The following is a 23,555-nucleotide window of genomic DNA, read 5'->3' as shown; positions in this document are numbered from 1 at the left end:
CCCCTGACCTCGCAGAAATTATATTAAAAAGCGAGCAGCGTTGTTCTTTCATCATCTTCCTCTGTTATATACGCTATATTTTTATAACCAGCAGTAGTTGCCTTGGAAAAGTTCTGCTTAATCGTGAGTGGGTCTTTTGAATAAATCGTTACATATGAGGAATCGGTTATTAGGAGTACAAATTGACACTCACTCTCGACAAATTCCTGATATGTTGCAATCTCTCTCACATCTGATTTTTTTGGAAATCCCTTTAAATCAACAAAGATAAGATAATAATCTTCTTTTGAAATTTCCTTAAGCAGCACGTCCTCTTCTACTATGCAGGCGGAGGGAAACAGGGGAACTCCTAATGTATCGCTTTCAATAACGTACGATTCTCCATCACCAATTTTCCAAGTAAGTCCTTTTAGAGGGATGACATCCATAATCTCAAATAAATATCTCCCGTAAGCATTTGGAATTTCAAACGATATGCCTCTCACTTGTGATCCCCGTTTCTCTTTTATTTACCTCCCCGTATGCTGATTACGAGCAGTAATTGTACTTATTCTGAAGTCTTATTTTTCATGCGGAAACGTACCTGCCAGTCACGTTTTCATCCATTTCAAAGTTTTAGCTTTAACCCTTCATGGGTTGCTTTAAAGCCCAGCTTTTCATAAAACCTCAGCGCATCGGGCCGCTCTTTATCTGTTGTAAGCTGAACTAAGTGACAGCCCAGTTTCTCTGCACGCTTGATTGCCCATTTTATCAGTTCCGTCCCTACGCCCTTACTGCGGGAAGAAGAGGCGGTTCTTACACCTTCAATTGTCGCTCTCCAGCCGCCCTGATGTGTGAGATAAGGAGTGAAGGTGATTTGCTGAACGCCAATTATTTCATCCCCTTGGTATGCTACGACTAATTCATTGTTCGCGTCTGATGTAATCGCTCGAAACGCTTTTAAGTAACTGACCGGGAGTGGCTGCTCATATCTCTCCCTCCTGCTGCCTAATACATCATCAGCAAGCATTTCTACAATTTTATCCAGATCTTTTTCTTCTGCAAGTCTGAATCGAATGTCTTTTTCCATATGTGATTCCTCCTAAATTAAGGTTTGAAATACCACCTTTTCCAGCTGGGAAAAAAACTGAAAGCTCGGTTGAAAAAATAGTATCCTTGTAAAAAGACCATTTACCCGGGGGACAAAAATGAAAAAGAAAATCAAAGTTACCGGTATTGCAATCCTGGCGGTAATCGCTGCACTTTATTTGATAAATGAATTGTCAAAGTCACGGTCGTTTCAGTTTTTTGGCGGGCTTGTGACGAGTGTGGAGACAGACGAAAAAACTGTCGCACTGACCTTTGATGACGGGCCGGGGATAAACACGGATGACATTCTGGACATTCTTGGAAAACATGATGTTAAAGGGACGTTCTATTTAACAGGTTCTGAGATTGAAAACGCATTTGATGATGGTGTTTCCATTGTACAGGAAGGCCACGAAATTGGAAATCACTCCTATTCCCATCCGCGGATGGTGTTAAAATCACCCTCCTTTATTAAGGGTGAAATCGAGAAAACAGATGCGTTAATCCGGCAGATCGGATATGAAGGAGAGATCACCTTCCGCCCGCCTTATGGAAAAAGACTGGTCGTGCTTCCCCATTATTTATCCAGCAACGAAAGAGACACCATTCTGTGGAACATCGAACCCGAATCCTTTGTGTCAGGCTCGGAGGATATCGTTCTTCATGTTACCGAAAACATCAAGCCCGGCTCCATCATTTTGCTGCACGTGATGCATGAAAGCAGAAGAGAATCACTGGATTCAGTGGGAGGAATCATTACGTCACTGAAAGAAGGAGGATATACATTTGTCACCGTATCGGAACTTTTGGAGTACAGAAAGGATGGAGAGAAAAATGAGCCATCTGCGAGCAGGATATGGCCTTGACCGAAATGGATTTATTGTAAGCGACGTTAGTAAAAACAAGATTGATCACGTCTATTGGCCTTGTATAAAAGAGTCAGTCGCGGAGCTTGTACAGCTGAACCAGCTGCACAGCGTGTATGTTTACGGCAGTGTAGCCAGAGGTGAAGCCACAGTCCAAAAATCAGATTTGGATCTAATCGCTCTTTTTAAAGGTGGCAAATTGAGCCCCGGCAATCAGACTGACTTAACGAAACTGTCCAAAGACCTGTCCCAAAAATACCACTCTCTCGTTCGTGATGTCGGCATCGCTTCAGCCTTTTACGACTATGCCATGGATCCGGCGAACTATTATGAACAGGCTTTCTTAAAGGAGATCTCCGTTTGTGTCCATGGCGAAGACCTGGGAGATCGGTTTGGTCCGTACAGACTCTCACCGGAGATTGCCATAAGCTTTAACGGAGATATCGGCGACGTCCTTACCCGGACACTGAAAAAACTGGTTGCCGCTTCTGAGGAGGAGTTTAAAAGATTATCACAGAATGTTGCCCGCAAACTCATTCGAACCTATTATTCTATGGTGATGACACGTTCCCGGATCTGGACTACACGTCTTCACGAGCAAGCCGACATTGTGATCACCCACTTCCCGGATAAAAAACCGGTTGTTCGTACCCTGCACAAATGGCTCGAGGAACCACCCACGGACCGGGATGCTACACTTAAGCTCATTAAAAAAGAGGGGAAATGGGCAAGTGACAACTTTATGCGTGAAGTGTACGTTTCTTCCTGAAGTGAGGAGAACGAATTGGGAGCCTATGATTAAAAAAACATGGCCTCTTTTTTCAGTTACTGCCAATAAATGTTCGAAAGCACTTTACCCTCAAGTACTCCGTTTTTTCACAGACTTATCGACTGTTTGACTGACCGATTCCTGATAGAGATCAGCATAGGTTTTCGAATCCTCAATCAGCCCATCACAGAAAGCTGCAACGTCTGTTCCTGTGACTTCAAGCACACCTTTCCCAGCCGCTGCCCCTTCTTCAAAGAAGCTGAGGATGTCCGAGAGCAGTCCGGTACCTTCGTTCAGCTCAACAGGACCAACTTTGAAGAGGTATTTTTGAATCTCTTTATAGACAATCTGGTAATCCTGGGGCAGTGCTTTGACACGGGAAACATGGGCTCTCCATTCTTTTTTACCTTCAATCATTTTTTTAATATTCATATCAGCCCTCCTAATTTTTTTGCTACGTTCCTGTTGAGCTGTTCACGCCATTTATCTCTGTATGTTTTTGCACCTTCTTCACCAACAAGGGATTTGCAGAAACCTTCGATATCATCTCCCAACACTTCTTCAACGCTATGGCCGTCTGCCGATGTAACTTCAAGCAGTTCAAGCGCACTTTCAAAAATCGGCATAAGACTACGCCCGGTGAAATTCGCATCAATCCAAAGGTTACTTGTAATGTCTTCCCAAGCAGCTTGATATTCAGGCGGCAGGGCTTGTGCTCGTGCTTCAAATTCCTTCATTGCTTTTGTCATATCGCTGCCGGTTACTCTTTCTAAAAAGGTCATTGTAAATCTCCTCCTTTAAGATTCAAAGCTGGTATTTAATCACGTTTAATTTCTTATCCACCACGTTTTTGTATCCACTCTTCATTGAACTTGCCATCGGCTGCACCTTAATCAAAAGGTCATTCAGGCTATGTCACCTTTTGATTTCTTTTTAAGTTCGTTCATTTTGCCTGAGATGAAATCCCACTTTCTCCAAAACATTTCAAGATGCTTTTGACCTGCTTCGTTGAGTGTGTAAAATTTCCTCGGCGGGCCTACCGTGGACCTCTTTTTCTCGATGTCCACCAGATTGTTTTTCTCAAGCCGCAAGGTAATCGTATAAACCGTGCCTTCAACCACATCAATAAAACCAAGTTCCCGCAGTTGCTGTGTAATTTCATAGCCGTAAGTTTCACCGCGGCTGATGATCTCAAGCACACAGCCCTCAAGTACTCCTTTTAGCATTTCCGTGTTATTTTCCAAAAATATCACCCATTTGTAAGTCATTAGATTTCCCCAGTATTCAGTATCACTTACTACCAGTATATAGTATTACAAAGTAGTGAAGATTGTCAATATAAATATCCGTTGATTCATTATTTTATCCAAAGTTAAATAAGGAGAAGATTTTTATTTCCCTCCACAAAAAAACGCAGCTGAATCACTGCGTTTTTCCTGATGATTTGATTCTGGCTGACACCTATACTTTAGTTCCCGCTTGTTGTCGCAACAGTCACCACTCTTTATGAGACTACAGTAAATTTCTTTTCAAACTCCTTGGATTTCTTCTCTAAGTACTCCTTACTGGGAACTGCTTCTAAAATGGCCTTTTGATCATATATCTTTCCACCCTTGATAATTTTGAAAATCTCCTTTGTATTTTCAATATTATCCAGTGGGTTCTTCTCCAGGATAACAAGGTCAGCTAGATAATTCTCCTTTATCACCCCGACCTGCTCTAAAGAAATCGACCGGGCTGCTTTATTCGTTGCAGCTTGAAGGGCTTCCATCTCCGTTAATCCCATTTCCACAAACAGCTCCAGCTCCCGGTGCAGACCCATCCCGGGGAATGTCCACACACCTGCCGGGGAGTCTGTTCCTGCTACAACGGTGCCACCAAGATCATGATAGGTTCTTGCTATCCGCTTAATCGAATTGGTTAAAAACCCCATATGTTCTTTATACATTTTTTCATGTCTGGCTAACTCTTTCCAATGCTCCGTTAACCCGCACGTTTGAGTGATCTCATTTTCAGGATCCCACGAATCCGGCAAAAGTTGAATTTGATCAAACACCGTTAAGGTTGGGCAGAGCTTCACATTATAGGCCAGTAACTTTTCGCAAACGTCATCAATCTTATCTTGGTTTATATTCTCCCAGTCAATATCAAATCCTTCTGCCTGCATGTGCCAGCCTGGATACATTGCCTGCACAATCCCTGAAGCATGTTCAAACCATGTTACCCCCAGTTCAGCCGCTTCCAAGGCGCTGATTGTTGAGTGAATAAGATCACAGCTTACTTCTAAATTATACTTATTAGCCTCCTCAACCACAGCTTTCATCACCGGCTTTGATAACAATCCATAAACCTTGATAAATTGTGCCCCTTCACGAACCTGCCTTCTCACTTCTTCTCTACCTTCTTCAGGGTCTTCTGTTACGAAATTTGCAATACCTGTCGGCCCCCAAAGTCCGGGTGCTCCATCAATCATACGATCTGCCGAATAGACACATGGAGTTGGTGCATCGTTTTCAGCATGGATTAAATCATCCAGTTCAATAACATTTCCAGCTGTATTTCTGACTGCTGTTACACCAGAAGCGACGAAGTGCGGAGCAAAACCTTCTTTTATATGACAGTGCATATCCATTAAGCCGGGAATCGCAAATTTGCCTTGCATATCATACGTTTCTTCGTATTTCCGGCTCACTTCACCATGGAATATCTGTGTTATTCTCTCACCTTGAATTTCAATTGATCCGTGGATGACTTTCTCTGATTCCACATCTATAATCGATACGTTTTTTAATAAATAACCCACTATAAATCCCCCTTAAGCTTGTGTTAGTTCCATCATAAGGTACAATGTTTTTTAACTGGATATCATTTTCATATAGTGGAATTTTTTGAAAGGGGAAGCGTATGGAACGTTACGGACAGACGTTAAGGAAAATCAGAAAACAAAAGGGGTTATCAATGAAAGAACTGGCCGGAGACTCTCTCTCTGTTTCTTTTTTATCTAAATTTGAAAGAGGCGAATCAGATATCTCACTAACATTAATAGATCAGCTGCTTTCACGATTGCATGTTTCTTATGATGAGTTTCTTTATATTCATCATGATTATTCGAACCGGACAATCGATTCATTTTTTCACCGTGTTAATCAAGCTTATATGGAACAGAACATTGGAAAGTTGGAACAATTGGCGGAAGTTGAAGAAAATCAAAATCACCTGATCTTACTTGAACTCTACGGGAATATATTAAAAAACGAAAGCAGTGATGACCTGCAACTTAATCCTGACTCATTATTTGATTACCTTTTCTCAGTAGAAGTGTGGGGTTACTATGAATTGAAGCTGTATAAATCAACCATGTTATTAATGAACCCTGACATGGTATTGAATTTATCCCACACCGCTTTTAAAAAAGGGAAGCGATACCACTCATTTAAAGATTATAAAAACGTGATGGCAAGTATCTTCTTAAGTACAATCATTTATTTAATGGGGCCTGTAAATAAAGGTGATGAAATGGTCACCAAATACAATGAGGATATCCTGAAGTTCTTTTCATATATTGAGAGTCTTAAGCTGGAAGAACACGAAACTCACCTAAGAATACACGTGAGATACGTCAAAGGCATTTATATGATTAAGAAGGGACAGGTGAAAAAAGGCACAGAACACGTTAACCGCATGATATCTCTATTAAGAGAACTTGGCTGTGAAAAGAATGCGGCCGATTTTGAACGGTTTCTGAAATTAATTACAGCGGGAGGATCGAAAGATGCATGAATGATAAGGAGCGGCTGCTTGTTAAAGCTGATTACTGAGGAAACATTAAATCTGATAACGAGGAATATGGTAAAAGGTATCACCACCTTTGCGCTTTGCGATTTCTTTATCAATGAAAAATACATTTCGAATAAAAAAAGCCCAAATATGCATTAAGTAATGCATATTTGGGTTTCTTTGAAATTAAAGATTGTGTTACTAACGCTCCCCGTTTGTTTAAGTACGTCTCTTCACAAAGTCTTGTTATACTCCTCTATATCTTTAATTACACTCTGGATTGACTGTTGCCAAAAATCTGGTTTTGAAATTTCTATATTGAAGTGTTTCTGAATAAGTTGTTCAAGTGGCATAAATCCAGTCTCACTTAGAAACCATTGGAATTTTCGGTCAAATTGTTTATCCTTTTTAGCAAGGTTTAACAGTCCAATACTCAACAAGAAGCCAAAAGAGTAGGGGTAATTATAAAAAGGGATATTCGCTTGGTAGAACTGTACATATTTAATCCATACAAAAGGTTCATATTCACTTAAACTATATCCATATGCTTTTTCTTGACATTGCAACGAAAGTTCTTCTACCTGATTAGCATCTAATGGTCCTTTTTTTCTATGACCATAAAACTTATCTTCAAATAAGAAGGCTCCTCTAATTGACATTAAATAATTTAAACTCCGCTCAATCTTAGCACCAAGTATAGCTTTTTTGACTGAAACATCATCAGTATTTTGAATTACATAATCAATATATGCTGTTTCAAAGAAAATTGAGGAAGTTTCAGCCATTGTCATTTCGAATGTATCATCTGAAAAAAATAGAGATGGAACGTTTTTCATTTGTTTAAAATGCCAAGCATGACCTAATTCGTGCGCAAGTCTTCTAGCACTGTCTATACTATTATCATAATTCAATGATATTCGTGATTCACCTTCTGGAATAAATGGAGCACAAAAGCCTCCTGGTGGTTTTGTTTTACGTTGTTCTGAATCAACCCATCCCTTTGCTATTGCTCCTTTTACAAATTCACTCATATTGATGTCAATATCAACAAGGGAATCAATAATTCCCTTACTCGCTTGTGAGTAAGTAATTTCGTTAGACACCTCCTGAGATGAAGTCATCAATTCATGCCAAGAAATTCTTTCTTTCCCTACTTCCCCTGCTTTTATTTTTAAATATCTCGAAAGAGAATGTATATTGGTATCCACTGTATCCCACATTGTACTAAGTGCTCGTTTAGATATACCATTCAACCTTAAAGACTCGTCAAGGTAATCTGTATTTTTCACCATATTCTCTTTAAGTCTCAACCCCACCATTGAATTGTAAACGGATGCAAAAACCTCTGCTTGCGTTTTAAGTGTTTGGTTAAGTTCCCTGAATGCAAAACGTCTATTAGATTGTTCTGGATGAGAAAGAGCCAAACTACTAGCTTCAGCAACAGATATTTCGTTTTCATCTTTATCAATGTTGCCTTTTACTTTCAAATTGTTTCGAGCTTGCACATAGATTTCTTCCATATTACTTAATGTTTCTCTAGCAAAATTTGAAATAATCTTTTCTTCTTTACTTGTTCTTTGTGTATCCATTAATAATTCCTCTATAAAAACTTTTTGGTTAATACTGTTAGACCAAACTGAAAATTGTTTTTCACTCATATTACCGATTCTTTCTTGCAAATCCGACACAATAAAACGTGCTTGCGATTTTAACATCGAAATACTTGTATTCAATGATGTTAATAGAGAAGGCTCTACGTTTTCTGTTGTTAAACAATAGTAGAAAGATTCTGCTGATTCAACATGTTTAATTATTTGTGAAATTGCATTTAATTCACTTTCATTCAGTGGATTTAACTTCTCACATTCCTCAATTTCTAACAAATTTGCTTTAATACAACTAATATAATTCTTAAATTCTTCCAAGTCTGAATCACACTGAAGAAGGTTATTTAAATTCCATCGAGTTGGAGTAATGAATGATTCCATATCCTTTCCCTCCTTCTAAATTGAAGCCTAACATTAAGTCCTAAATCCTAGTTATACTACTAAAACCAAGAAGTGTTATTTAATGAACCTCCCCGTTAGCTTAAGCACATTACTGCACATTCTCCTTCCCTTTGTCGTTATGGAAATGTGGGACGTTCACTTTCTTTATGAAGCGAAAAAGGTGCGTTTTTCAGTATCTGATGAATGGTTCGTCTCTTTAACAAAGAACGAGCTCTTTTAGTATTGAAAAGCGTGGACGGTTCTCACGTAACAAAAGGGCCTTTCAGTCTGAAATGTTACGTGAGAACCGTCCCTATTAATCACTTCTTCTCCGCAGCTGAATTTCTGTGTGAAAATCACTGCGTTTTTCCTGATGATTTGATTCTGGCTGACGCCAACACTTTAGTTCCCGCTCGTCGTTGCCACGGTCACGGCGCCGACTGTAGCCATCATCATAGCCATTTCAGCCTGCTGGAGGATCGCGAGGGTGGTCATCATATGCTCTGAGACCGGGGATTCTTCCAGGTCACTGCTGGCAGTAAACTGGGCGGCGATCATCGTACCGAGTTCCTTGTTCCAGCGAAAGGCAGGTAAGGTGTTGATCCGCTCTTCCAGGTCTCTGACGATCGTAATGTCCTGGGTGATGGCACTCCGGACGGTGAGGACACCGATTTCACTGTAAAAAGCAGGCTTTACCCGTCTCAGCTCCCGCTCCCACGCTTCAAACAGGTCGTTTGCTCGTTGCACGTGTTCGTCCACGGACTTTTCCGTGTCAAGGGCGAGAATATGGGTAAGGCCCTGTAAGTCGTTGCCTCGTTTCCAATGCCCTTTTCTTAACCGCTCGTACGTGTCGTTCACTTCCCGGGCAATGGCCTCCACCGGTTCTTCCCTTCCGGCAGCGAGAAGAACAACAAGAGGATAATCGTATTCATTTGTGCTGAACATCCGGTCATTTCGGATCGCTTTATAAAGAGCGATGGCACGATCTGCAAGGCGGACCCGTTCCTCGTTACTAAGCTCAGGTTCCTGCGTCGTCACCGCAAGAGCAGCCAGATACGTCACATTATGGCGCCGGAACCCCGAGTCGATCAGCTGGTCATACATCTGCATCATGCTGTCAAAGGCTTTCTTCGGGTCAGCAGTATAGAGCATAAGATTGGCAGCGACGGAGAACCGAATGTTGGTTCGTAAATATGACCATGCTGAGGTCTGCTCTTTGATCCAGTCGGCCAGATCTTTAAATGCGTCCGGATCCACTTCCTGTTCCTTGTTGGCAAACATCGCGGCAATGAGGAGCCGCGTTTTCGTATCCAGTCCCGTCCAGGCACTTGCTTTCTTTACGGGCTGTTCGTTCCGCTCCAGAAGGTCAATCTTATCGGTCACGTTCATAGCACGTTCCTGCATGTACACCCACTCCTTTAAAAGGTTCGTTGGTTTATGTACGAAAGCAGGAAAGGTTTGGTTCCCGTTTTTGTGGCGCCTGTCTTTTTGTTTTTCGGTGCCTGTCACTCCCCGGTTTTTGTCGAATGCGTAGGTCTATTCCCTGGACTTAAGGAAGGTGGAATCGGCCTATGATTTCGACACCGTTCGGACAGGCACCGCTAGCCAAAAAGACCTTGGTTGCGTGTGCATACCAAGGTCTTTTAATCGGTTCCTGTCAAGGTCAGTGCCTGTCTCTCGCCGCTTTATGTGAATCGACAGGTCTTTTTCCTGCTCTTAAGGAAGCTGGAACCGGCCTATATTTTTGATACCGTTTTAGTGGTGACAGGCACCGCTTCTAAATGTTTTTGCGCGTGCAGTGGCGGCGGTACGAGCCAGCCTTTTTCTTTGTTCATTTTGAGCATTTTTGCTCCGTTTTGAGCTTTAACGGTGTGGAACTGGCCAAACATCATAGCGATATCTTCTCTCGTGCACTGGCCCATCGCCTGGCTGCATGCCACAAGTCCGGCTGCGATATCTTTGGAAATCGAGAGTGCGATTTCCGCATCATTGATTCTTGCCCCTACCGGGATGTCTTCCAGCGATGCTTTTGACCGCTCCGGTGGGCTCGGTGGAAGGGCGATGCCGTTTTCTTTCAAAAGAGTCACGACTTCTTCTTCCTCCTGTTTTCCTTGTTCAATTAGTGCTTTGATCATTTTTTTGAGGTCTTCGTCTCCGCAGTGGTTTTCCTGCGTCTGATAGGCGGCAACCATGGCTTTGATTCCTGCCAGATAGCTCCACGTACTGAATACTTCACCATAATGCATCGGTTGTTCTTTTGGGTTTCCAGACATAATGCCCATAAACATCCTCCTTAGATTCTTCATATGTTGGTCTCCTTTATTGACTGTTGATGACCATTGTTATTTTGAAACAAAAAGGAAGAATTATACCTGTTTTTTTGTTGGGTGCCTGTCACTCCCCGGTTTTTGTCTAATCAGCAGGGCTGTTTTCTGCAACAATAAAGAGGCAAAAATGACCCATCGTTTCGACAGAATCCGGGTGGTGACAGGCACCACCTGGCCCGTCCATGGGAATTTATGTTAATCTGACTGTAGGTTTCTTTTTGGAAAGGTGAGGTCGATGAAAAAATATATGGTTATTGTGGGTATAATTGGTGCGACTGTGCTTGGGGCCTGCTCGGTTGATTCCGGGGGAAACACTGCGCCAGAAGGAGCGCTAACAGAAGCGAAGTTAACGGAAGCATCACTAACAGACCGGGAAGAGGCGATTCTGTCCGGGTCGGAGGATGCCTTTGTGTTTGATTTTGATGTGGACGAGACATACAGTGAGGTGACGGTCCGGATGGTGAAGTATGAGTTCGGCGCTCTGGTGGATCATCATGTGAGCGCACTTTCAGCTCTGGTGGATGGAGAGGGATCGATTGTGTTTACGGCCTCGCGTCTGATCAACCAGGAGGATGCCTTGTTCACGACGAGCGTGTCCAGCGGTGATTCAATTGGAACACACCAGACCGTGGAAACGATCTTGCGGGACGGATCAGAGGGTATGGCGAAAATCTCGGAAACCCACCTGGAGCCGGAAGTTCCCATCAAAGGTGACATGGTTCTGGCAACGATCGCGTATTCTTCTGAGGACGCGATGAGTTCCCTGCCTGCCAGTTTTTATGACGATCCTGAGGCTTATGAAGATGTTTTTGGAGACTATGACATTGTGTATGTGCTGACGAGTGAGTTTCGATAAAGGGGGTGCCTGTCACTCCCCGGTTTTTGTCTAATCAGCAGGGCTGTTTCCTGCAACAATAAAGAGGCAAAAATGACCCATCGTTTCGACAGAACCCGGGTGGTGACAGGCACCGCTTAAACCCTCAGCGAGCCACGGAAACCCCTGGCTGCATAGTAGGAATCTGCGCCGTTGTGGTACACAAACACAGTGTTGTAGCGACGGTCACAAAAGAGAGCCCCGCCACGTTTTCTGATATCAGCAGGTGTTTTAACCCAGCTCGATGTTTTCGTATCAAAATCCCCAAGTTTCTGGAGCTCCCGGTATTCTTCTTCCGTTAAAAGGTCAATGCCCATGGCAGCCGCCATATCCATCACGCTGTTTTCCGGTTTATGTTTTTTCCTTGACTCCAGCGCTTCACGGTCGTAACAGACACTTCTGCGGCCTTTGGGACTTTCCTTTGAACAGTCATAAAAAATGTACTCGTCCGTCTCTTTATCATGACCAACCACATCCGGTTCGCCGCCGGTTCTTTCCATTTCACTCAGGGACCACAGTTTTTCCGGATCCGCTTCCAGCTTTGCCTGGACTTGAGCCCACTCAATCCCTTCATGGCGATTCCCGTTTTTCTCAAAACGGGTTTTCAATTCTCTGAGTAATTCTTCACGTTGTTCCACTGACAGATCCGTATTTACCTTTGGCATATTCGTTTCCTCCTGAGTTGTTTTAACTTTACTTAACGTTTGCATCACATTCTGTTGCTTCCCCATTTATTTTAGCATAACTATTTTAACGCTCTCGTTTCTCCTTAAGTGGAAATATGAACCTCGGTAAGGTGTAGAAACCTAACAAGCACATGGAATTTTCTGTGTGAAATCCCATGTGCTTTTTTGTGAATGACTTGTTTACGCCTGTCAGGGCGCCTGAGAAGATCTCACTGATTCTTTATGAATAACCTGACGAAAACTTGAATCATCCGATAGAAACCAATACGTTCACCTATGTAGGCTGCGGTTTCATAAGAAGCCCTATAACGAAAATATACATAAATATGATAAACAGGTAATCCGTTATGCTCCCCATACTGCCACCTCAATCATAATCTGTTTTATATTCACATTAACATATTTATCCATAACAGCAAAAAAACGCATGTGATCTCTAATCAATGCGTTTCCGTTTGGCGGGAGCCCTTTCAGTCTGCTGGTACCTCTTTTATTTCCTTGCTTTCTTCCATCATGGAGACAGACGCTGGATTTTTCACCTCAGCACTGCCGTTTCCCTTATGTATCTTTATTTTCTTTACCGCTTCAAGTCCGTAAACGCTGAAGTCATTTTTCTTATAGAACGCCACGTTCCGGTTGTAATTGTGAATGTCTTCCGAGGAAAAATGACTGACGATTTTCTTTATTTCGTACTCCCTGGCATATTCTTCGGCAATTTCCAGAAGAAGACAACCGTATCCTTTTCTGTACTGGTCATCGTTCAGGAATTCCATCTTGATGATATAGAGGGTGTTGCCCCGGATTCGGACAGTCATCTGATGGCGCTGGTAGTAGTCTTTTCCTGTTAGTGTAAACAGATAAAAAACGGTGCTGTGACTGCTTGTGAATACAGACAATAGTACCGGTTCCTTCTTGGCGGTGTGGTGAATCACAGGCTGTTGGTAGTAGCGGTTGTTTTCTAAGGCCGCTTTCAAATGTTCGAGTTTTTCCAGATTTTTTTTGTACATAGTTGGAATGCCCCCTTAGTCCTGATTCAATCTCTCTACTTTTTCCATACCCTGTATCGGGACTTTCTAATCTATTCCGGCGTATCCACATTAAAGCGGTGCCTGTCACCACCCGAAATTTGACGAAAGCATGGGTCTATTCCATCGAATCTTCTATATAAAAAAGACCTACGAATCCGACAAAGTTCGAGGAGTGGCAGGCACCCCAATGGTGGTATACTCCTATGGAAGTAAATAATTGGGGGAATCGAAGAATGCGGGTCTTGGAATTCATTTTCGGCCGGAGAAACAGGGAGAACCGGTTTCTTGGGATCGTCTGGTGGTTTTTTGTTGGCTATTATATGCTTATGCTGCCTTTTGCCGTTGCGATGCCGGTAAGCTGGATCTCTGTCCTTGCCTTTGCGGTGTTGTACCCTGTACTGTTCCGGGTTGTCTACTATTTGAACAGCGCCATCTTAACGAAAAAATGGAGCAAAAAAATGCTTGTTGCCGGCGGCAGTGTGATTGCAGTTTTGATTATCGGTATAACCGCAACCACGTTCTTTTTTGCTGACAATGTAGCAGTCAATGCCACCAGGACAGCAACATCGGAAGGTTATCAGCTTTCGGTCGGCAGCCTCAAAGGAAACTATCAGGTGGCGGTTTTCGACGTAAGCACCGAGGGGGTGGTGGTCATTCCTTATCAGGCTTCCGTGGGCGAAGGAAGTATGACCCTCTATGTTGAGAGAGGCGGACGCATCATCTGGGAGAAAACCATACTTTCCTCGTGGGGCGGAAACATCGAGTTTCACGGGGAACCCGGTACATACGACATCAAAGTGAAGACGGAAGAAGCTAAAGACGTGAATGTAAAACTGAAGAATGAATAGATAGAAACAAAGAGGGCGGCCCAGGATGAGCCGCCCTCTTTGTTATGGAAAAGACCTACGATTCCTACATATTCCGGGTGGTGACAGGCACTACTAAGACAAAACTCTCGCAACAAACGCTCCCTTCGCATCCGTATACTTTTCCCGATCATCCGCATACTGCTGCGAAAGCTTTACTTTTAATTCTCCGTATTCCTTCGCAAGTTCTCCATCTTCTATCAGCCTGTCCCGGAATTGAATTTGATTCGTCCACCTCTGATCACCTTCTCTAATCAGATGAAGATGAGCCACACGCTTATTGTTCTTTACTTTTACAAAAAACCGCCGCCACGGCCGGTTGTCCAAATGAGGCGGAACGTAATGCCAATTCTCTGGTTCAAGTAAAGATAAAATGTCCTCTATCGCGTCAAATGAATGGACCTTTCCCATCAGATCGATAATCGGCTTTGCAGGTAAATCCGGGATCGAGGTACTTCCGATATGCTCCACCTGCAAAACAACAAGGGGCGAAAGCAAACCCGTCAGCCTTTCTTTTTCTTCCGATCCTTTTTTCAGCCAGCGGGCATCCGGTTCTGCGATTTCAACCGTTTCAGTCGCCCATGCCGGCCACTCACTTTTACCGTGTTTGTTCTCCATCACATCAGCCCCCATTTATCTGCACGGAGGTTATCCATGCTTTCTGTTAATATGAAAACCCAGTGCCGGGCTTGAATTCGGAATATCCCCTGTCTGTTATGTATCTTCTACTACTCAGACGAATCCTTCACGCTTCTTTTCTTTAACCTATTCAGACCCAAAATAATCAGCCCTATAATCATTAACGTAAACAGCAATGGAAATATAAGTCCGTTCCAAATGCCCGCCTCACCAGTTTCGCCAAATAAATAGTTTAAAAGATCACCGTAATGGGGCACTCCGAATCGCCCCAGAATTCTCGGGACAAAAATCCCTAACAGCACACCGGCAAACACAGGTCCCCAAAATGACTTCTTCCTCATATCAATTCCCCTTACCCCATTCACAATTTTCTTTCTATTGGGGGTAACATCCTTTTTCCATAAAGCGGGCAAGTGCCAGGGGGATTTTTGGCCGGCACCTGAAGTCAGTTATCGTTCCTTCTTTCTTTCATGTAAGCTCTATTGCTTAACGTAAATAATAGAAACGTGAGTCCAAGAATGAGATAAAAGACGCCCCAGGAGGAATAAAAAACAAAGTCTCCCGCCCGAAGCTCCAAGATGAGCCCGATTAACCCGGCAGCAAAAAAGAGAATACTTGATATAAGACTCACTTTTCCGTAAACAGACAACACGCTAAACCTCCCCTTTCCTTTCTTTTTCCTTTTCGAGGCAATGAACTCCCCATCATCCAGCCACCGCCGACAGCCATCATTGTTCCAACGGCAACCCACGTCGTGGTCATGAGGGTGGAGACCCGGATTCCTGAGAGAAACAGCACAAATCCAATGATAAAAAACGTCACCCTCGTTCCTCCTTCATGTTTACGCCACAAGCGGTATGTAGGCAAAGAGTGGGATGAGGAGAAAAACGGCCGCGATCATGAGCTGTTCTCCGTTCAGCTTTTTCACCTGACTCAGATACAAAAGCATAAACAACAGATAGAGCGGATAAATTACGGAAATAATGAACAGAATCCCCATCATCACTCCGGCGGCGCTCGTACTCAGATGGGCGATGACCGGAATCGCCACCCACTGAAACGTCACGAAAGCAACAATGGACAGCCAGAACCCCTGTGGCAGATAGTTCAGGAACATGGACCTCTCCTCCTTTGTTTTGTTTTCGGTGCCTGTCACTCCCCGAATTTCGTCGAAACCGTAGTGCTATTCCCTTTGAAATTGTTTCATAAATAAGACCTATGAATCCGACAAAATTCGGGTGGTGCCAGGCACCTCTATTTTCACCGGGTCGCCCTTCACCGCTTCCCCGCCTTCCAACGTAAAATCATACTTTATAACTGCCGTCCCAAGGGGGTACTCGTCATGCTCCGGAATGTAGGGACTGATTCCCAGGTCTTCATTTATCCTGCTTTCAATACTCTCCGCTGCACTTAATTCCTGATCGCCGCACCCGGTGAGAGCCAAAGCCATTACCATTACGGCAAAAAGAAAAAACCTCTTCATAATTTCCCCCGTTCTACGCCTGATTTTTCCTTACACTACTCTATAATCTATTATTCTCACCTTAACATAAATATCCATATTTATTGTTTGAAATTCCATTGTCCCATCGCAAAAAAAGAGAGCACTTCCTTCCTTTGAAGAAATGCCCTCTATCTATGACAACCCGACGATAAACGATAGAATCCACAAAACATAAATCATGGAGACCCCTGACACAAAGCTTAGAGCCACAAGCTTTAACGGTCCTCTCTCACTCATCAGTGCAAAAACAAGTGAGACTGCAAGGCCGCTGATCAAAAGGACCGTACCGGTTCCCCCTGTCATTGGAATAAAAACAAGCAAAAGGATCGTTAAAAAGAAGATTCCAATCGCGATAATAGAAAAGGATTTACGCATCATACCCTCTTGGACTCACTTTACAAGAACAATTTTCTTAGATTTAGAAGTTTTTCAAAGCACCTTCCCCATCACGTATTCATCATAATACTCTCCGTTAATCAAAAGAGTCTGCCTCTTCATCCCTTCAACATCAAACCCGCTCTTTTTATACAAAGCCACGCCTGCTTTATTTTCCGTAACCGCCGTAAGCTCAAGCCTTGAGACATTATTGTCCCGGGCCCACTTCTCCACTTCTTGAAAAAGACGCGTCCCGACTCCCTGTCCGCGGTATGCTTTCAAAATCCCGATTACGAGGTAAGCCGCATGCTTCGTCCGCTTTGCACTCCCGCCGATGGCGAACAGATAGCCTGCCAGCGTCCCCGCATCCTCCGCTACCAAAATCGTGCTGTTTGTCTGTCTTTCCAGATGCTCAATCTGCTTTCGCTGCTGTTCCGCGGTCGTGTTCCTCTCCCCTGCTTCCATGAGCATAAAATCCGCTTCAGATTCAACCTGCCGGATCAAATCGATAAGCTTTTCTGCGTCATCCTGCTTTGCTATTCGAATAATCATGGTGCCCCTCCTCCTTCATTGCTCTCTGACACACCTTCGTTTCTTCACGTTAGTACAACGACAACGACGATGATCATCAGTACGATAATATGAATCCAGACCATCAGTTTTATGATATACACAGCCCAGATCTTTCGTTTCAGGCTGATATACAGAAAAAAAGTGTACGCAACGCCCGCGACCGCCGCCTGCACATTCTCCTCATTCAATACAAACAAAATGGTGTTCACAACAGCAACCATAATAAACAGAACGATATAAACGGCGAATCCGCGAAATTCATTTTCATGTTTACGCCTCATTGCGACCTTCTTTCATTTCCGTATTTATCACCCGTTATGAATCCAAAACCGCTTCACCACATTGCCGTCTTCTTCAATGTAGTCCTTGTCCGGAATCCCGCCGTTCTTCACGATTGTCCTGAGCGATCCTTTATTACCTTCATCGCAGACAACAAGCACATTCTGAATCCCCAAGTCCTTCGTTTTTTCCAGACTCAATGCCAACAATCTGGTCGCGTGTCCTTTTCGTCTTTCTGAAGGGCGGATGCCGTAGCCGATATGCCCGCCCCCGTTTAACAGAAATTCGGTGAGGCCGTGACGGATATTCACCGCGCCAATGACCCGCCTAGTGTCGTCCACCAGCCAGAACGTGGAGTCAGGCACCCACCCTTTTTTCAGGTTGATCCCCTTCGCCTGATTATGTAAATCACGAACCATCTCTTCAAAGTCCGCCGGATCCTTTTCAATCACCCACGGGATCATGTCCTCCCCGCTTTCTTTCCATTCTTCGTAAAAAGAAAGATACTCTTCTTCCAGCTCCACTGTCGGGCCGACTAAGTATACTGATTTGTCCATACTCCGCTCCACCTTTTTGAATTTTAATAAATTTACTTTAACATAAATATCCATCCCATTGGTGTCTGTCACCATCCAAATTCCGTCGAAACCGTAGTACTTTTCCATCGAAAAACGTTCATGAAATTACCTGTCAATCCCACAACATTCGGCCAGGCACCGGTTTACCGTTTGCAAAATTTGGAACCGGGGTACATCCCCAATAGACGCCTGCTAAAAAAGGAGCCCTGCCGGATGCCAATCGCCATGAGCCTATTGATCTTAATCGGAGTAACCATACCCGCTCTTGCACTCGTCTTCCAAAAAGGCGACGACACGAGGAAAAAGAACGTCCTCAAGATGCTTTTCCCTGCAGCCATCATAATCCTGCTGTATCTTCCTTCCGCCCTCATCAATCAGGAACCGCCGGGCTATGTCCAGGTAATTGGCCTTGCAGCTGTATTATCTATGCTATTGCTCAAGAAACACCGGCTTTTTGTGTTCACTTCCACAGCAGCCTTACTCGCTCTTGGCGGTTACTACTTTTTTGATGTGTTGTAAAGAAAGGGGCAGCTCATGTGGTCATTGAAATTCTACTTTTATTGAAATTTCTCATCACGATTTACCTCTATTTTGAATTAAAAAAACACGGCCTGGCGTTTAAAGCCAGATCATTTGTAACAGCATCCTATTTCATCATCCTGCTCGTCTTTACGGCCGGTTATTTCACCGAACACCCGAGCCTCCCCCTCGGGATCATCATTTCCGCTTTATGTGTAGCGAATATCGGCTTTTCCTTTAAGGAAAAATACCGCGTCAGCTACAGCCTTTTTTTCCTTACAGGCGTGGCATCTGCTTTCTATCTCCGGCATTTACTTCAACTTTGAAAAAAGGGAGGGATATCGAAATGGGCAAAACAATCGGAGGATCTATCTTAATTTTAACCGCATCCGTTCTCGTCATAGGGCACTACCTGATCGCCTCCATCCTCGCAAACGGCCAGCTCAGCAGCACACGAAACATGGCAAGCATCCTCAACTACAACATGGCCGAGTATATCCCGTACCCCTTTTACTTCTCCATCGCCTGCGTCATCGCAGGAATCGGACTTTTAGGCTGGGGGATTGTCGAGGGAAAAACAGCAGCATAAACGAAGGCACGGGAACTGTTTCCCATGCCTTTTTGTTTACACACGATTCAAATGTGTATCCTGAAATGCCGTCGGATACTTCAGTCCATATCCGAGCATCCTGTCCATGCCAATATGGGCCGACCATATTAAACCGACGGCCAGGACAACCGGGTTTGCTAACAGCAGTCCACAGATCACTGCACCTGCAGATAAACTGTACGTATGAAATAAATTATAAAGAAAAGCCCCGGCCTTTTTATTAAACAAATAACCAAGCATTGAAATGTCCGGTACAAATAACAGAATAAAAAACAGTAACCAGCTGAGCCCGCTGTAACCGTAAAAATAAACACTTAACACAAGAACCGCAAACCCTTCCAGGTGTAAAAACGTTTTATTCACTTTTCATCCTCCAATGCCTTCCTGGCTGGCCCTTTCCTCTTCAATTAACATCTCCAAGATAAACAGGGGCATCTTCTTTGTTAGCATATTTTATAATATAGTTTCGAATCTCCTTCGGGTACAGTCTGTACCGCTGCAAATCATTCACATTTACCCACTCTGTCCCTACTTGATGACTGTCGGGGTTACTGGGGGTCAGGACGTTAATCGCATCGCCTTTCCATTCGGCTGCAAAATAGTATTCAACTTGGTGAACCTCGTAATCAAAATGAGCGTGCTCATGATTTTTTCCGATATATTCCCGTATGTGTACGAGCTCGTCAACCTCGATGACGTACCCAACCTCTTCCAGGCATTCTCTCTTTAGCGCTTCGTGAAGTGTTTCGCCATGTTTCTGACCACCGCCCGGAAAAAGAAAAAAGAACCCTTCTTCGTCCTGGTTTTTTGTCAGTAGCACTTCAGTTCGATCTCTGTTAACAATAATGGCTTTAGCTGAATTTCTTATGTTCATTACACACCTCCGGATTAATACGGAACCCCATCTATCTTTACAGGTGTCTTCGTCTTTTGTTCCCAATCCTTTCTGATGATTGCGTAGATAAGCGAATTATCCACTGTTCCGTCATCATTTTCCCAGGAGTGTCTGAGATAACCTTCTTTTTGAAAGTTACACCGAGTAAACACTTTTCTCATGGCATTGTCATGACGCGTATAGGCCTCAATCCTGATCTTTTCCTCCGACTGGGCAAAAAGCAAAGCCAGAAAGAAGCGAGATCACGCCGTCCGAAACAACAGGCGGGACTCCGCCCTGTCCAGAGGAACCGTTACCGGCTTCAGTACGCACGTTAGAAAAAACAAAACCAAAAAAGACGCGCTTCAACGAATGGATTTGAAGCACAAAAAGAGACCCGGCCACCAACAAGGATGTGTTGATGACCGGGAATTTTTGTTTATGGTGCCTGTCACTACCCCGATTCTGTCAAAACCCTAGGTCTATTCCCTTCAAAAATCAGATGAAATCAGCCTATAAATCCGACAACGTTCGTTGAAGAACAGGCACCAAACCTATTATCTCCTCGGCTTCGGCTTTACAATTACATCCACCGATCCCGTCTCCTCCCCGGTCTTTATCGTCTGGATAATATGTGACGCAACCGTTTCAGGCGTAAGACCCGATTCTTGTTTTTTCTCCGCTTCCACACCGCCAAAGTCGGTGGCCACAAGCCCCGGGGAAACGGTGGATACGGTAATGCCGAATGGCGCTCCTTCTTTTAACAGCGTTCCCGTAAAGCCGAGAAGGCCCCACTTACTCGCACAGTAGGCGCCGCCCCGTTCAATACTCGTGTAGCCGAGATCCGACGCCACATTGATGATATGACCCCCGCCCTGCGCTTTCATTTTGGAAAATACAGCTTTGCTCGTTAGGAAAACGCCTTTCAAATTCGTATTGATCTGTGCATCCCAGTCTTCTTCGGTCATCTCCTCGACCGTTTTCCAGATACCGACCCCGGCGTTGTTGACGAGAACATCAATCCGTCCGTACTCGACCAGAATGCTTTCCATCGTCTCGTTCACCTGCTGTTCCACGCTCACATCACACACATAGGTACCCGCTTCAGGTACGTCCTTCTTCAATTCCGCGAGCGTCTCTTCGCTTCTTGCTAACGCCACAGCTTTTGCCCCTTCAGCCACGAGCATATTCACCGCACTCCGACCAATCCCTCTTGCGCCTCCTGTAACAACCACAACTTTGTCCTTCATCGCATTCACTCCTTTTTTCATTAGCGGTGCCTGTCACCACCCGGATTCTGGCGAAACCATAGGTCTATTCCCTTCAAAAAATCAAATGAAAGCGGCCTATGAATCCGACAACGTTCGGGGAGTGACAGGCACCTCAGGCACCCGACTTCCCCGTCGATTCCCTTCGCTCTTAAACAAATACCGTATCCCTTGCCCCGCCATCGGCTTATCGTCATACCTTGGCAGCACATGAAGATGGGCGTGGAAGATGTGCTGCCCGCCGGTTTCCCCGCAGTTCCACCCCAGGTTGTAGCCCTGGGGCTGATGCTTTTCATCTATGTAACTCTTCACTTCATGAAGCAGGGTGCAGGTCGACTCCCACTCATCCTTCGTCAAATCAAACACGGTCTCTCTGTGCTCTCTCGGGACAATCAATCCGGCACCTTCAAGCTGGCTTCCTTTTTCCCCGGCCTCTTCCAGCTGCAAAAACAAACAATGCTCATTGCTTAAAAGAACCCTTTGATTCGCAAGCAAACCAGGCTCGCAAAACACACACTCCTTCTTTCCCATCAGCACTGGCACACCATCAGCATATTTCCATCCGGGTCCTTGAACGTAAACCAGTGGCCGTCCTCCACCTCTGACGTGACCTCCACACCAGCGGCCCTACATTCTTCGTACGCCCGCCGGATATCCTTCGTATTAATATGAAACAACGGCGCAGTCCCCTGGGGTCTCCGGTCAAAAATTTTACTGTCCAGCACCACATTCGTCCCCGGAATCACATAAATATGGCCGAATTGAATTTCCCCCTCTTCCATTACACCGAGCAGCTCCCTGTACCAATCCCGTGCTTTTTCCACATCCTTCACAGGCACAAAAATGGCACCCACCTCTTTTTCAATCGCGTTCACCATCGTCTTCCCTCCCTCATTTATTTCTTTGAAAAGTCGATAATCCGTAATGGATTGCCTGAATTGTCTTCGTATATGGCGTAACGCCCAGGAGGAATGTCCACAGGCTCTTTAATAAAGGTAAACGTGTCCCTCTTATCATTAAAAAAACCATCCACACTGTCTACAAGATAAACGCCTCCAGGTGAAAGATCTCGCTCCTCTTCCTCAATCAAAAGCTGGACTTCCGACTCTGGAATCCGAAGGGCAATGGTCCCCTCTCCTTCTCTCCACGCCTCTTCAAAGCCGAGCTTTTCCTGATAGAATTCAAGAGATTCCCGAACATTTTTTACGGGATGGTACATAAAAATAAGCTTCAACCTGACTCCTCCTTCTGTTAAAATTTCTTACCTCTCAAGCTCAATATACTCCCTCACAAGCTTCCACCCATCCTGTTCCTTTCGCCAGACGAACATGCACTCGGCCGAATAGGGAACGCCCTGGATCAGGTTTGTTTCTCTTCCTAAGACAAGGCATTCCACCCCCTCTTTCCGCGTTGTGATCGAGACGGTTTCAAAGCTTTTACGGGCATCGTCCATCTGCCTTAGCACAGCATCGAGGTCGTAGTCGTACCCGTATGAATCAGGTTTTTTTATCTCTGAGTGAGCCCAGTAACCAGCAAAATCCCGGGACATAAAACACCTGATCCCGTCACCGTCCTTACTTTTGAACCCCTCGTTCCACGCAGAAAAATATTCATCCAGCACTCCTTGAATTTCTTCCATACTTCCGCCTCCTTTTTTTCATAATAATCAAACTTTTCATCACGCAGGTAAACACATATCAGCGCTTAAGGTGTTACACGTTCCTCATCCTTATCGATGTATTCAAAAAAGCCAATGCCATTCCCCCAAGGATCCTTAAGCGTCCCCCATCTTACCGGCACTTCTTTTCTCCACAAAATTTCAAATGGTTCGATCCCCAACTCTTTAACCAGTCTTTCTTTTTCAGCCTCAATATCAGTTACCCCTAAACGGAGGGGACCGCTTCCCTCCACAGGGACTCCTTTTGCCACCTGCAGCCAGCATCCGGGAATGATCTCCCATTCTGCAAAACCCTGGTGAGGAACAAAATCCGGCTCCTTGTTCAGCAAAATCTCGTACCACGTTCTCCCTACAGGAAACTCTGAAACACGAACTTGTATGGTCATTTCAAAAATCATATTAAATATTC

37 protein-coding genes are annotated in these 23,555 nt (G+C 44.3%); 9 read left to right on the top strand and 28 right to left on the bottom strand.

Features of this window, described 5'->3' with window-relative positions:
* Nucleotides 1-23: 23 nt before the first annotated feature.
* Together EBO34_RS17090 and EBO34_RS17085 are read right to left on the bottom strand one after the other, a co-directional pair.
* Nucleotides 24-485: a DUF2691 family protein gene (locus EBO34_RS17090; protein WP_183163929.1), complete on the bottom strand. Its 462-nt coding sequence runs from the start codon at nucleotides 483-485 to the stop codon at nucleotides 24-26.
* Between the two features lie 122 nt (nucleotides 486-607).
* Nucleotides 608-1,069, bottom strand: coding sequence for a GNAT family N-acetyltransferase (locus EBO34_RS17085; RefSeq protein WP_122900830.1), 462 nt, complete (start codon nucleotides 1,067-1,069; stop codon nucleotides 608-610).
* A gap of 118 nt (nucleotides 1,070-1,187) precedes the next feature.
* Between EBO34_RS17085 and EBO34_RS17080 the strand changes: the two genes are divergently transcribed.
* A complete protein-coding gene (locus EBO34_RS17080) occupies nucleotides 1,188-1,934 on the top strand; it encodes a polysaccharide deacetylase family protein (RefSeq protein WP_122900828.1) in 747 nt (248 codons plus the stop codon).
* A complete protein-coding gene (locus EBO34_RS17075) occupies nucleotides 1,903-2,703 on the top strand; it encodes a nucleotidyltransferase domain-containing protein (protein ID WP_122901409.1) in 801 nt (266 codons plus the stop codon). Before EBO34_RS17080 ends, EBO34_RS17075 begins: the two co-directional genes overlap by 32 nt.
* A gap of 90 nt (nucleotides 2,704-2,793) precedes the next feature.
* Here EBO34_RS17075 and EBO34_RS17070 read toward each other — a convergent pair whose 3' ends face one another.
* From EBO34_RS17070 to EBO34_RS17055, 4 genes are all read right to left on the bottom strand, one after another.
* Nucleotides 2,794-3,135 (bottom strand): DUF1048 domain-containing protein, encoded by a 342-nt coding sequence (locus EBO34_RS17070; RefSeq protein ID WP_122900826.1) that lies wholly within the window; start codon nucleotides 3,133-3,135, stop codon nucleotides 2,794-2,796.
* Nucleotides 3,132-3,485, bottom strand: a complete 354-nt coding sequence (locus EBO34_RS17065; protein WP_122900824.1) for a DUF1048 domain-containing protein — start codon at nucleotides 3,483-3,485, stop codon at nucleotides 3,132-3,134. Before EBO34_RS17065 ends, EBO34_RS17070 begins: the two co-directional genes overlap by 4 nt.
* A 123-nt stretch (nucleotides 3,486-3,608) precedes the next feature.
* Nucleotides 3,609-3,947, bottom strand: coding sequence for a PadR family transcriptional regulator (locus EBO34_RS17060; protein ID WP_122901406.1), 339 nt, complete (start codon nucleotides 3,945-3,947; stop codon nucleotides 3,609-3,611).
* Nucleotides 3,948-4,207: 260 nt separating this feature from the next.
* Entirely contained in the window at nucleotides 4,208-5,506 is a 1,299-nt protein-coding gene (locus EBO34_RS17055) for an amidohydrolase family protein (RefSeq protein WP_122900822.1), read from the bottom strand.
* 101 nt (nucleotides 5,507-5,607) lie between these two features.
* On the opposite strand from EBO34_RS17055, the gene EBO34_RS17050 reads away from it, so the two are divergent.
* Nucleotides 5,608-6,483 carry a helix-turn-helix domain-containing protein gene (locus EBO34_RS17050; protein WP_122900820.1) on the top strand — a complete coding sequence of 292 codons (876 nt, stop codon included), beginning with the start codon at nucleotides 5,608-5,610 and terminating at the stop codon, nucleotides 6,481-6,483.
* Between the two features lie 230 nt (nucleotides 6,484-6,713).
* On the opposite strand, the gene EBO34_RS17045 is transcribed toward EBO34_RS17050, so the two are convergent.
* The 3 genes from EBO34_RS17045 to EBO34_RS17035 form a co-directional block, all read right to left on the bottom strand.
* Nucleotides 6,714-8,468 carry a M3 family metallopeptidase gene (locus EBO34_RS17045; RefSeq protein WP_122900818.1) on the bottom strand — a complete coding sequence of 585 codons (1,755 nt, stop codon included), beginning with the start codon at nucleotides 8,466-8,468 and terminating at the stop codon, nucleotides 6,714-6,716.
* Nucleotides 8,469-8,870: 402 nt separating this feature from the next.
* Nucleotides 8,871-9,872: a DUF4003 family protein gene (locus tag EBO34_RS17040; protein WP_122900816.1), complete on the bottom strand. Its 1,002-nt coding sequence runs from the start codon at nucleotides 9,870-9,872 to the stop codon at nucleotides 8,871-8,873.
* A gap of 332 nt (nucleotides 9,873-10,204) precedes the next feature.
* Entirely contained in the window at nucleotides 10,205-10,750 is a 546-nt protein-coding gene (locus EBO34_RS17035; RefSeq protein WP_122900814.1) for a DUF3231 family protein, read from the bottom strand.
* Nucleotides 10,751-11,030: 280 nt separating this feature from the next.
* Here EBO34_RS17035 and EBO34_RS17030 point away from each other — a divergent pair, with 280 nt between their 5' ends.
* Nucleotides 11,031-11,651, top strand: a complete 621-nt coding sequence (locus EBO34_RS17030; protein ID WP_122900812.1) for a hypothetical protein — start codon at nucleotides 11,031-11,033, stop codon at nucleotides 11,649-11,651.
* A 116-nt stretch (nucleotides 11,652-11,767) separates the two neighbouring features.
* Here the strand turns inward: EBO34_RS17030 and EBO34_RS17025 are convergent, their stop codons facing one another.
* Nucleotides 11,768-12,334, bottom strand: coding sequence for a DUF4256 domain-containing protein (locus EBO34_RS17025; RefSeq protein WP_122900810.1), 567 nt, complete (start codon nucleotides 12,332-12,334; stop codon nucleotides 11,768-11,770).
* Between the two features lie 491 nt (nucleotides 12,335-12,825).
* Complete coding sequence (locus tag EBO34_RS17020; RefSeq protein WP_122900808.1) at nucleotides 12,826-13,362, bottom strand: GNAT family N-acetyltransferase; 537 nt, start codon at nucleotides 13,360-13,362, stop codon at nucleotides 12,826-12,828.
* Between the two features lie 224 nt (nucleotides 13,363-13,586).
* On the opposite strand from EBO34_RS17020, the gene EBO34_RS17015 reads away from it, so the two are divergent.
* Nucleotides 13,587-14,231 carry a hypothetical protein gene (locus EBO34_RS17015; RefSeq protein WP_142996805.1) on the top strand — a complete coding sequence of 215 codons (645 nt, stop codon included), beginning with the start codon at nucleotides 13,587-13,589 and terminating at the stop codon, nucleotides 14,229-14,231.
* A 93-nt stretch (nucleotides 14,232-14,324) separates the two neighbouring features.
* Here the strand turns inward: EBO34_RS17015 and EBO34_RS17010 are convergent, their stop codons facing one another.
* The 9 genes from EBO34_RS17010 to EBO34_RS16965 form a co-directional block, all read right to left on the bottom strand.
* Entirely contained in the window at nucleotides 14,325-14,867 is a 543-nt protein-coding gene (locus EBO34_RS17010; protein WP_122900804.1) for a GrpB family protein, read from the bottom strand.
* A 110-nt stretch (nucleotides 14,868-14,977) separates the two neighbouring features.
* Complete coding sequence (locus EBO34_RS17005) at nucleotides 14,978-15,229, bottom strand: hypothetical protein (RefSeq protein WP_122900803.1); 252 nt, start codon at nucleotides 15,227-15,229, stop codon at nucleotides 14,978-14,980.
* A gap of 286 nt (nucleotides 15,230-15,515) precedes the next feature.
* Nucleotides 15,516-15,710, bottom strand: a complete 195-nt coding sequence (locus tag EBO34_RS16995; RefSeq protein ID WP_122900799.1) for a hypothetical protein — start codon at nucleotides 15,708-15,710, stop codon at nucleotides 15,516-15,518.
* 19 nt (nucleotides 15,711-15,729) lie between these two features.
* The gene (locus tag EBO34_RS16990) at nucleotides 15,730-16,005 is read right to left on the bottom strand and encodes a hypothetical protein (protein ID WP_122900797.1); all 276 of its coding nucleotides are present in this window, start codon (nucleotides 16,003-16,005) and stop codon (nucleotides 15,730-15,732) included.
* Nucleotides 16,006-16,104: 99 nt separating this feature from the next.
* Entirely contained in the window at nucleotides 16,105-16,371 is a 267-nt protein-coding gene (locus EBO34_RS16985) for a hypothetical protein (RefSeq protein ID WP_122900795.1), read from the bottom strand.
* A gap of 153 nt (nucleotides 16,372-16,524) precedes the next feature.
* Entirely contained in the window at nucleotides 16,525-16,767 is a 243-nt protein-coding gene (locus tag EBO34_RS16980; protein ID WP_122900793.1) for a hypothetical protein, read from the bottom strand.
* Between the two features lie 54 nt (nucleotides 16,768-16,821).
* Nucleotides 16,822-17,319 carry a GNAT family N-acetyltransferase gene (locus tag EBO34_RS16975; RefSeq protein WP_122900791.1) on the bottom strand — a complete coding sequence of 166 codons (498 nt, stop codon included), beginning with the start codon at nucleotides 17,317-17,319 and terminating at the stop codon, nucleotides 16,822-16,824.
* A gap of 44 nt (nucleotides 17,320-17,363) precedes the next feature.
* The gene (locus EBO34_RS16970; protein WP_122900789.1) at nucleotides 17,364-17,621 is read right to left on the bottom strand and encodes a hypothetical protein; all 258 of its coding nucleotides are present in this window, start codon (nucleotides 17,619-17,621) and stop codon (nucleotides 17,364-17,366) included.
* A 27-nt stretch (nucleotides 17,622-17,648) separates the two neighbouring features.
* A complete protein-coding gene (locus EBO34_RS16965) occupies nucleotides 17,649-18,176 on the bottom strand; it encodes a GNAT family N-acetyltransferase (protein WP_122901404.1) in 528 nt (175 codons plus the stop codon).
* A gap of 234 nt (nucleotides 18,177-18,410) precedes the next feature.
* Between EBO34_RS16965 and EBO34_RS16960 the strand changes: the two genes are divergently transcribed.
* The 3 genes from EBO34_RS16960 to EBO34_RS16950 are packed head-to-tail and all read left to right on the top strand — an operon-like array spanning nucleotide 18,411 to nucleotide 19,305.
* Nucleotides 18,411-18,716, top strand: a complete 306-nt coding sequence (locus EBO34_RS16960) for a hypothetical protein (protein ID WP_122900787.1) — start codon at nucleotides 18,411-18,413, stop codon at nucleotides 18,714-18,716.
* 17 nt (nucleotides 18,717-18,733) lie between these two features.
* A complete protein-coding gene (locus EBO34_RS16955; RefSeq protein WP_122900785.1) occupies nucleotides 18,734-19,042 on the top strand; it encodes a hypothetical protein in 309 nt (102 codons plus the stop codon).
* A 20-nt stretch (nucleotides 19,043-19,062) separates the two neighbouring features.
* Entirely contained in the window at nucleotides 19,063-19,305 is a 243-nt protein-coding gene (locus EBO34_RS16950; protein ID WP_122900783.1) for a hypothetical protein, read from the top strand.
* A gap of 36 nt (nucleotides 19,306-19,341) precedes the next feature.
* Here EBO34_RS16950 and EBO34_RS16945 read toward each other — a convergent pair whose 3' ends face one another.
* Nucleotides 19,342-19,689, bottom strand: a complete 348-nt coding sequence (locus EBO34_RS16945) for a DUF4260 domain-containing protein (protein WP_122900781.1) — start codon at nucleotides 19,687-19,689, stop codon at nucleotides 19,342-19,344.
* 40 nt (nucleotides 19,690-19,729) lie between these two features.
* Entirely contained in the window at nucleotides 19,730-20,200 is a 471-nt protein-coding gene (locus EBO34_RS16940) for an NUDIX domain-containing protein (RefSeq protein ID WP_122900779.1), read from the bottom strand.
* A gap of 210 nt (nucleotides 20,201-20,410) precedes the next feature.
* On the opposite strand from EBO34_RS16940, the gene EBO34_RS21270 reads away from it, so the two are divergent.
* Complete coding sequence (locus tag EBO34_RS21270) at nucleotides 20,411-20,680, top strand: hypothetical protein (RefSeq protein WP_488154030.1); 270 nt, start codon at nucleotides 20,411-20,413, stop codon at nucleotides 20,678-20,680.
* 77 nt (nucleotides 20,681-20,757) lie between these two features.
* Here the strand turns inward: EBO34_RS21270 and EBO34_RS16925 are convergent, their stop codons facing one another.
* The 6 genes from EBO34_RS16925 to EBO34_RS20985 form a co-directional block, all read right to left on the bottom strand.
* Nucleotides 20,758-21,450, bottom strand: a complete 693-nt coding sequence (locus EBO34_RS16925; RefSeq protein ID WP_183163928.1) for an SDR family oxidoreductase — start codon at nucleotides 21,448-21,450, stop codon at nucleotides 20,758-20,760.
* 96 nt (nucleotides 21,451-21,546) lie between these two features.
* On the bottom strand, nucleotides 21,547-21,999 hold the full coding sequence (locus tag EBO34_RS16920; RefSeq protein WP_122900771.1) for an HIT family protein: 453 nt from the start codon (nucleotides 21,997-21,999) through the stop codon (nucleotides 21,547-21,549).
* Nucleotides 21,999-22,346 carry a VOC family protein gene (locus EBO34_RS16915; RefSeq protein ID WP_122900769.1) on the bottom strand — a complete coding sequence of 116 codons (348 nt, stop codon included), beginning with the start codon at nucleotides 22,344-22,346 and terminating at the stop codon, nucleotides 21,999-22,001. Before EBO34_RS16915 ends, EBO34_RS16920 begins: the two co-directional genes overlap by 1 nt.
* Nucleotides 22,347-22,363: 17 nt before the next feature.
* Complete coding sequence (locus EBO34_RS16910; protein WP_122900767.1) at nucleotides 22,364-22,702, bottom strand: VOC family protein; 339 nt, start codon at nucleotides 22,700-22,702, stop codon at nucleotides 22,364-22,366.
* 27 nt (nucleotides 22,703-22,729) lie between these two features.
* Nucleotides 22,730-23,107 (bottom strand): nuclear transport factor 2 family protein, encoded by a 378-nt coding sequence (locus EBO34_RS16905; RefSeq protein ID WP_122900765.1) that lies wholly within the window; start codon nucleotides 23,105-23,107, stop codon nucleotides 22,730-22,732.
* Nucleotides 23,108-23,172: 65 nt separating this feature from the next.
* A complete protein-coding gene (locus tag EBO34_RS20985; RefSeq protein WP_249414138.1) occupies nucleotides 23,173-23,544 on the bottom strand; it encodes a VOC family protein in 372 nt (123 codons plus the stop codon).
* Nucleotides 23,545-23,555 lie beyond the last annotated feature (11 nt).

It is taken from the genome of Alteribacter keqinensis (genome assembly GCF_003710255.1).
Classification (GTDB): Bacteria; Bacillota; Bacilli; order Bacillales; family Salisediminibacteriaceae; genus Alteribacter; species Alteribacter keqinensis.
This window is presented reverse-complemented; position numbering and strand designations above follow the sequence as displayed.